Source organism: Haloferax sp. Atlit-6N (assembly GCF_003383195.1).
GTDB lineage: Archaea > Halobacteriota > Halobacteria > Halobacteriales > Haloferacaceae > Haloferax > Haloferax gibbonsii.
On record NZ_QEQJ01000430.1, the window covers coordinates 1 to 431 of the forward strand.

The following is a 431-nucleotide window of genomic DNA, read 5'->3' on the forward strand; positions in this document are numbered from 1 at the left end:
CCGGACGCGTACGCACAGGTCGTTCCGCTCCCGTTCGCGCCCATTTCAGAATTCGGTGACTGCTGGATCGAAGTGACGCTGAACAGGGAGACGGGGCGGCTCCGGCGTATCGTCGACAACCGAGCCCTCGTCGTCGACCTCTGGGAGGGTGCGGTCGAGAAGTCGCTGACGTATCGCATCGAGACCGAATTCGATCAATACGGAGTTGCAACCGCTCGCCGGCCGATTGGGCCTGTCGACCGAAGTCTCGAATCGCGCGCGAAGGCGCTGCTCTTCGATTTGATGACCTACTGATTTTGGTTGCGCTTACGGACTCCCTGCAGGGTTCGGGACGGCCAGATACGCTTATCTCCTCAGAGCGCCAATATGACGTGATCAATATGGAAAAGAATGTCGGCGGTTATGATCGCACCGCTCGCCTCGTCCTCGGG

General features: G+C 59.6%; 1 pseudogene. It reads left to right on the forward strand.

Annotated elements, in window-relative coordinates:
* Nucleotides 1–294: pseudogene (locus tag DEQ92_RS23045) on the forward strand (hypothetical protein); the annotation flags it as partial.
* Nucleotides 295–431: the final 137 nt, after the last annotated feature.